At 38.8% G+C, this 8,274-nt stretch carries 4 protein-coding genes, 2 rRNA genes and 1 pseudogene; all 7 read left to right on the plus strand.

Going from position 1 to position 8,274, the window contains the following annotated elements; all coding sequences use genetic code 11:
• Positions 1 to 2,768, plus strand: a 23S ribosomal RNA gene (locus tag A9G42_RS07210); the annotation flags it as partial.
• A 165-nt stretch (positions 2,769 to 2,933) separates the two neighbouring features.
• Positions 2,934 to 3,049: ribosomal RNA gene (rrf, locus tag A9G42_RS07215) — 5S ribosomal RNA — on the plus strand.
• A gap of 158 nt (positions 3,050 to 3,207) precedes the next feature.
• The gene (locus A9G42_RS07220; RefSeq protein WP_065566156.1) at positions 3,208 to 3,771 is read left to right on the plus strand and encodes a pseudouridine synthase; all 564 of its coding nucleotides are present in this window, start codon (positions 3,208 to 3,210) and stop codon (positions 3,769 to 3,771) included.
• A 136-nt stretch (positions 3,772 to 3,907) separates the two neighbouring features.
• Positions 3,908 to 4,831: pseudogene (ftsY, locus tag A9G42_RS07225) on the plus strand (signal recognition particle-docking protein FtsY); the annotation flags it as partial.
• A gap of 9 nt (positions 4,832 to 4,840) precedes the next feature.
• Complete coding sequence (gene ftsE, locus A9G42_RS07230) at positions 4,841 to 5,500, plus strand: cell division ATP-binding protein FtsE (RefSeq protein ID WP_065566155.1); 660 nt, start codon at positions 4,841 to 4,843, stop codon at positions 5,498 to 5,500.
• A complete protein-coding gene (gene ftsX / locus A9G42_RS07235) occupies positions 5,497 to 6,456 on the plus strand; it encodes a permease-like cell division protein FtsX (protein ID WP_065588089.1) in 960 nt (319 codons plus the stop codon). The genes ftsE and ftsX overlap by 4 nt, the downstream gene beginning before the upstream one ends.
• 201 nt (positions 6,457 to 6,657) lie before the next feature.
• A complete protein-coding gene (gene rpoH / locus A9G42_RS07240; protein ID WP_065566153.1) occupies positions 6,658 to 7,518 on the plus strand; it encodes an RNA polymerase sigma factor RpoH in 861 nt (286 codons plus the stop codon).
• Positions 7,519 to 8,274: the final 756 nt, after the last annotated feature.

The following is an 8,274-nucleotide window of genomic DNA, read 5'->3' on the forward strand; positions in this document are numbered from 1 at the left end:
GTGTAGGTGACTACACTATCATATAATGAATTCATAGTTATATGAGGCTAACCGGGAGAACTGAAACATCTAAGTACCCCGAGGAAAAGAAATCAACCGAGATTCCCTAAGTAGCGGCGAGCGAAAGGGGAGGAGCCCAAGCGGGTAGCATGATGTATTAGTGGAAGCGTCTGGAAAGTCGCACGATAGAGGGTGAAAGTCCCGTACATGAAAATGCATGATGTGGAAGCTTATAGAGTAGGGCGGGACACGTGATATCCTGTCTGAAGAAGGGGGGACCATCCTCCAAGGCTAAATACTCCTGATTGACCGATAGTGAACCAGTACCGTGAGGGAAAGGCGAAAAGAACCCCGGGAGGGGAGTGAAATAGACCCTGAAACCGTGTACGTACAATCAGTGGGAGCTGTTACCGTTGGGTAATAGTGACTGCGTACCTTTTGTATAATGGGTCAGCGACTTATATTCTGTAGCGAGGTTAACCGAATAGGGGAGCCGAAGGGAAACCGAGTATTAACTGTGCGTTAAGTTGCAGGGTATAGACCCGAAACCCGGTGATCTAGCCATGGGCAGGTTGAAGGTTGGTTAACACTAACTGGAGGACCGAACCGACTAATGTTGAAAAATTAGCGGATGACCTGTGGCTGGGGGTGAAAGGCCAATCAAACCGGGAGATAGCTGGTTCTCCCCGAAAGCTATTTAGGTAGCGCCTCATGAATGACTGTTGGGGGTAGAGCACTGTTTCGGCTAGGGGGCCATCCCGGCTTACCAACCCGATGCAAACTCCGAATACTGACAAGTTGAATCATGGGAGACACACGGCGGGTGCTAACGTTCGTCGTGAAGAGGGAAACAACCCAGACCGCCAGCTAAGGTCCCAAAGTCATAGTTAAGTGGGAAACGAAGTGGGAAGGCTTAGACAGCTAGGATGTTGGCTTAGAAGCAGCCATCATTTAAAGAAAGCGTAATAGCTCACTAGTCGAGTCGGCCTGCGCGGAAGATGTAACGGGGCTAAAACTATGCACCGAAGCTGCGGCAGTGCACGCAAGTGTATTGGGTAGGGGAGCGTTCTGTAAGCCGTAGAAGGTGTGTTGTGAGGCATGCTGGAGGTATCAGAAGTGCGAATGCTGACATAAGTAACGATAAAGCGGGTGAAAAGCCCGCTCGCCGGAAGACCAAGGGTTCCTGTCCAACGTTAATCGGGGCAGGGTGAGTCGACCCCTAAGGAGAGGCCGAAGGGCGTATCTGATGGGAAACGGGTTAATATTCCCGTACTGGTTATAACTGCGATGGGGGGACGAAGAAGGCTAGGTTTACCACCTATTGGATGGTGGGTTAAGCATGTAGGCGTGTGATTAGGCAAATCCGGTCACTGAGACGCTGAGGTGTGATGACGAGCTGCTAAGGCAGTGAAGTAATTGATGCCCTGCTTCCAGGAAAATCCTCTAAGCTTCAGGTTATAATTAATCGTACCCGAAACCGACACAGGTGGTCAGGTAGAGAATACTCAGGCGCTTGAGAGAACTCGGGTGAAGGAACTAGGCAAAATGGTGCCGTAACTTCGGGAGAAGGCACGCTGATGTTAATTGAAGTCCCATGCGGATGGAGGTGAAATCAGTCGAAGATACCAGCTGGCTGCAACTGTTTAATAAAAACACAGCACTGTGCAAACACGAAAGTGGACGTATACGGTGTGACGCCTGCCCGGTGCTGGAAGGTTAATTGATGGGGTTATGCTTATGCAGAAGCTCTTGATCGAAGCCCCAGTAAACGGCGGCCGTAACTATAACGGTCCTAAGGTAGCGAAATTCCTTGTCGGGTAAGTTCCGACCTGCACGAATGGCGTAATGATGGCCAGGCTGTCTCCACCCGAGACTCAGTGAAATTGAAATTGCCGTGAAGATGCGGTGTACCCGTGGCAAGACGGAAAGACCCCGTGAACCTTTACTATAGCTTGACAGTGAACATTGAGCCTTAATGTGTAGGATAGGTGGGAGACAAAGAAGTGTGTACGCCAGTATGCATGGAGTCGCCCTTGAAATACCACCCTTTAATGTTTGATGTTCTAACCTATACTTCTGAATCGAGGTAAGGGACACTGTCTGGTGGGTAGTTTGACTGGGGCGGTCTCCTCCCAAAGAGTAACGGAGGAGCACGAAGGTTAGCTAATCCTGGTCGGACATCAGGAGGTTAGTGCAATGGCAAAAGCTAGCTTGACTGCGAGAGTGACGGCTCGAGCAGGTACGAAAGTAGGTCATAGTGATCCGGTGGTTCTGAATGGAAGGGCCATCGCTCAACGGATAAAAGGTACTCCGGGGATAACAGGCTGATACCGCCCAAGAGTTCATATCGACGGCGGTGTTTGGCACCTCGATGTCGGCTCATCACATCCTGGGGCTGAAGTAGGTCCCAAGGGTACGGCTGTTCGCCGTTTAAAGTGGTACGCGAGCTGGGTTTAGAACGTCGTGAGACAGTTCGGTCCCTATCTGCCATGGGCGTAGGAAAATTGAGAGGGTTTGCTTCTAGTACGAGAGGACCGAAGTGAACGCACCGCTGGTGTTCGGGTTGTGATGCCAATTGCATTGCCCGGTAGCTACGTGCGGAATAGATAAGTGCTGAAAGCATCTAAGTACGAAACTAGCCTTGAGATGAGTTTTCCCTGAAGAGATTCAGTAAGGTCCGTTTGAGACTAAGACGTAGATAGGTCAGGTGTGTAAGTGTAGTGATACATTGAGCTAACTGATACTAATGAACCGAGAGTCTTAACCTTACAACTCGGAGTTGTTTTGGAGTTACGCGATAGGATGATTGAAGTTGATGATTGTATAGAGATTGACTTTAAATTGTTTAATAAATGAGAGAGCAGTTTGTTCCGGATTGAGAGATTGTTGTGGATATGAGATAATACACAGTAATTGAGAGAAGACAGGATATGTCTGGCGGTAATAGCGCGGTGGTCCCACCTGACCCCATGCCGAACTCAGAAGTGAAACGCCGTAGTGCCGATGGTAGTGTGGGTATTACCCATGTGAGAGTAGGGTGCCGCCAGACTTTTAAATTTAGTGAAGCCCAGCAGTGATGCTGGGCTTTTTTACGTTTGGTATTTTATTTAATGGAGCTCTGATTTGTATAATAATATCTAGAGCGGATAGCCCGAAGAATAACGTATTGAAGATGATAAGTTGATGTTGAATTGATGCTGGAATGAAATGAGTTCACTAATTGCCTTTAATAAGCCGTTTAATGTTGTGACACAATTTTCGGTGCATGAAAAATATCAAACATTAAAAGACTATATTACATTACCTAATTTTTATCCCGCTGGACGCTTAGATACTGATAGTGAAGGGCTATTATTGCTAACAAATAATGGTAAATTGCAGGCAAAAATCAGCTCACCAAAGTTTAAATTACCCAAAACATATTGGGTACAGGTGGAAGGCGTTATTAATCAAAAAGCTATAGATAGGTTAAGAAAAGGAATTCAATTAAAAGAACTTTATACCGCACCGGCTATAGTAACTTTTCTTGATGAACCATTGCAATTATGGCAAAGAGTTCCTCCTATTAGAGAGCGCAAAACAATACCAACTTCATGGGTAAGCATTACAATCACAGAAGGAAAAAATCGACAGGTTAGACGTATGTGTGCTGCTGTTGGTTTTCCTTGTTTAAGATTGGTTAGAGTTCAAATAGGCGCATACAATCTGTTTGCTCATCAGTTGCCATTAAATGAATGGCGATATATCACAACTCAAGATCTTTATTTATAACCAATATTGGCTATGATCAACGAATTCCATCTTTTATAATATTCTAAAAATATCGAATTAATTGGGCTTTATTCTAAAATAAGATAAAATGATCTTTAAGTGATCATGGGATGAATTATTTATGGTTGAACAAAAAAAAGAAGGGTTTTTCTCTCGTTTAAAAAAAGGTCTTTTTAAGACTAAACAGAATATTGGAGCTGGTTTTCTAAGTTTATTCAAAGGAAAAAAAATTGATGATGCTTTATTTGAAGAGCTAGAAGAGCAACTTATTATTGCTGATGTTGGTTTTGATACTACACAAAAACTAATAAGCTCGTTAACTCAACAGGCTTCAAGAAAAGAATTAAAAGATGTTGATGCTCTTCAAGAACTTTTAAAACAAGAAATGAAGTCTATTTTAGATGGGGTAGATAAACCTTTAGAGGTAAGTAACCATAATCCATTTGTTATCTTAATGGTTGGTGTTAATGGTGTAGGTAAAACCACGACAATTGGCAAATTAGCTCGTCAATTTCAACAGCAAGGTAAATCAGTTATGCTTGCTGCTGGTGATACTTTTCGTGCAGCAGCCGTTGAACAGCTGCAAGTTTGGGGAGAAAGGAATCATATTCCTGTTATTGCGCAGCATATTAATGCTGATTCAGCTTCCGTTATTTTTGATGCAATACAAGCAGCAAAGGCAAAAAAAATAGATGTGTTAATTGCCGATACAGCAGGGCGTTTGCAAAATAAATCTCATTTAATGGATGAATTGAAAAAAATAGTCAGAGTGATAAAAAAACAAGATGAAACAGCCCCTCATGAGATCATGTTAACTATTGATGCCGGTACCGGCCAAAATGCTATTAGCCAAACTAAACTATTTAATGAAGCAGTAGGTGTGACAGGTTTGACATTAACTAAATTAGATGGTACGGCAAAAGGTGGTATTATTTTCAGTATTGCAGATCAATTTAATATTCCTATACGTTATATCGGCGTTGGTGAAAAAATTGAAGATTTGAGACCTTTTGTTGCCGATGATTTTATCAATGCCCTATTTGATGAAAAAGATGAATAGAGAAAATTCATGATCCAATTTCAGCGCGTAAGTAAGATTTATTCTGGTGGTAAGCCAGCACTGCAGAATATAAGTTTTACTTTATCATCCGGAGAAATGGCATTTTTAACAGGACATTCTGGTGCGGGTAAAAGTACGTTAATGCGGTTAACTTGTGGTTTAGAAAAAGCTAATGATGGTAAAGTGTTATTAAATGGCATTGATGTTTCAAATTTAAAAAAACATGATATACCATTTTTACGTCGCACTATTGGCATGGTGTTTCAAGATCATCAGTTATTAATGGACCATACCGTTTATGATAATGTTGCTATTCCATTGATCATTTTAGGTAAACCCGCGGAAGAAATTCGTAGCCGAGTTTCAGCGTCGTTGGATAAGGTTGGATTGATAGATAAAATGAAATTTTACCCAATACAATTATCGGGAGGAGAACAGCAGCGAGTGGGAATTGCGCGAGCAATTGTTAACCATCCAAGCGTCTTGCTTGCCGATGAACCGACAGGTAATTTAGACGATAAACTATCAAAAGATATTTTAAAACTTTTTGAAGAATTCAATCAAGCTGGTGTAACCGTCTTAATGGCAACACACAATATAGGACTTATTCGTCGCAAGCATCATAGAATATTGCATTTAACTGAAGGGCGTTTAGAGGTTAAAAATTGACGCGTAATTCTGCTAAATCGAAAGAAAATCAAAATAGCTTTTTGTCTCGTTGGAAAAGGCAAATTGGTTATGCTTGGCGCAATACATTTAATGATTTTACACAACATATTTTTGCATCATTACTGACTATTTTTGTTATTGCAATTTCTATTATGTTACCCACTATTAGCTATTTACTTTGGAAGAATGCTAATCAAGCTGCACATAAATGGTACCCAACACCGAATCTCACTGTTTATATTAATAAAGAATTAACTTCAGAGCAGACAGCTGAATTATTGAGCAAACTTAAATATTTTATCGAGGTTGATAGAGTTGATTACCTTTCTCGAGAAGAAACAAAAGAAGAGTTTAAGGCATGGTCTGGTTTTAGCAGTGCATTAGATCTATTAGATGAAAACCCATTACCGGCAGTGGCGATTGTTATACCTAAAGAAGAAGCAAAAAATACAGAGGTAGTGCATCGGTTACAAGCTGAATTACTCAATATTGAGGGGATAGATGATATAAAGTTAGATGATAGTTGGTTTACTAAATTAACTGCGTTAACAAATATGGTGAAATCTATTGTTTGGGTTATTTCAATCTTTATGATTATTGCTGTATCACTTGTAATAGGTAATAGTATTCGTTTGAATATTTTTGCTAGAAAACAAACCATAATTGTTATGCAATTAATTGGCGCAACAGAAGGTTTTATTCTGCGCCCTTTTTTATATAGTGGAATTTTTATTAGTTTTATTAGCGCTATTATTGCGTTGGCATTATCAGAAATATTTATTTTTCAAATAGAAGCAATCATATTGACTGTTTCTGATGCTTTTGGAACAATAATTCATATTGAAGGTTTATTATGGGATGAAAGCCTATTAATTTTACTTATTACTATAATTATTGGATGGTTTTCATCATTTGTTGCAACAAAAAAATATTTAAAAATGACAAAAATTACCTAGCTATTTCTACGTAACTAACTAAAATATATATTAGTATTGATGAGTAGCTAACTTAGGGATATTTTTATTGATTTTACATAAAAAGGATGAACTAATTTATAGTCTGAAGGTCAAAGTAATAAATAGACAGTAGTTTTACGTTTTTTGATTGTTACATCTAATTTATGTAACAAGAATTAGTTAAGATAAAGGGGGAGTTAAATGAATACTGATATAAAAATCCAAGTAGGTGCTTTAATTCCACAAGGTAACATTGAATCATATGTTCGTATGGTTAACACTTATCCAATGCTAACTGCAGAAGAAGAAAAATCATTGGGTGAAAAACTTTATTATCATGACGATGTCGATGCCGCAAGACAACTTATTTTGTCTCATTTACGTTTTGTCGCTCATATTGCTCGTGGTTATTCAGGGTATGGTTTACCACAGGCGGATTTGATCCAAGAAGGTAATATCGGTTTAATGAAGGCTGTGCGTCGTTTTAATCCAGAAATTGGGGTTCGTTTAGTTTCATTTGCAATCCATTGGATAAAAGCTGAAATTCATGAATATGTACTTAAAAATTGGCGTATTGTTAAAGTTGCAACAACCAAAGCACAAAGAAAGTTATTTTTTAACCTAAGAAAGACCAAACAACGTTTAGGTTGGTTTAATAATGCCGAAGTTGATATGGTGGCCAATGAGTTGGGTGTAAGCCGTAAGGACGTGCTTGAAATGGAGTCTCGTATGTCGGCTCAAGATATGTCATTTGATGTAGATAGTGACGATGATGATAATTCAATTGTTGCACCTTCTCTCTACTTAGAAGATAGTAACTCTGATTTTTCTAAGTCAATTGAAAATGATAATTGGGAAAATGACGCGACAGATAAGTTACATGATGCATTATCACAATTAGATGAACGTAGCCAAGATATCATTAAAGCACGATGGCTAGATTCTGATGATAGTAAATCAACATTGCAAGTGCTAGCCGATAAATATCGTGTTTCAGCTGAGCGTATTCGTCAACTTGAAAAAAATGCAATGAAGAAATTACGGGTTGCTATAGAAGCATAATTTTGTTTATTAATGTTAACTTCCTAAACCTTACTTATAAAAAGTAAGGTTTTTTTAAAACTGATGTTTTCGATATTAATTTTATTAAACAGCGTGCATCTCGTCCAGAAGTGTTCTGTGTAACTATCCCCTAAAGATAGTAAAGCAAAAAAGTAGAAAATTCTCTATAATAAAAATAAAAGAGGGTTTAAATATGAAAAAAGTGACTGAACGATACAAATTGTATTTATTTTAAAAAAATAATCAGGCATTGCTGTTAAGGGGGGGAATGGGACATGAATAAATCAACTTTTTATCAATGAAAAAATACGGCGATATGGAGACATCCGACATTAAATGTTTAAAAGATCTAGAAGTAAAAAATCGCAAGAATGAACAGATAGTTGTTTAACTTAGTTTAAAATATCAGCTTTAGAAATAAACCCTAAAAAAGTATTAGTGCTTACTCGAGTGCATAAAATTTGGGCTCGGTAACTAAAATGAATCATGATGTTACTCTTGTTATGATTTACTCCCCTCTTCATTGAAATTATCGAATATTTTTAGCCCAAAGCTTGTAACCTCTAGCGTTAATCAAAATGGAATTTATTATATTTAGTGCTGTAATGAGTCATATATTTTCAAAAAGGTATCAAGGAATTAAAATCCAAATAGAGAAAATTTTTATTAATAAATTATTGTGATTATAATAAAAACCAGAATAGACAAACTCCATAAGCAATAAAAATACCTTTAAAAATAACATAAAAAGATATT

Source organism: Gilliamella sp. Nev6-6 (genome assembly GCF_001690605.1).
Classification (GTDB): Bacteria; Pseudomonadota; Gammaproteobacteria; order Enterobacterales; family Orbaceae; genus Gilliamella; species Gilliamella apicola_C.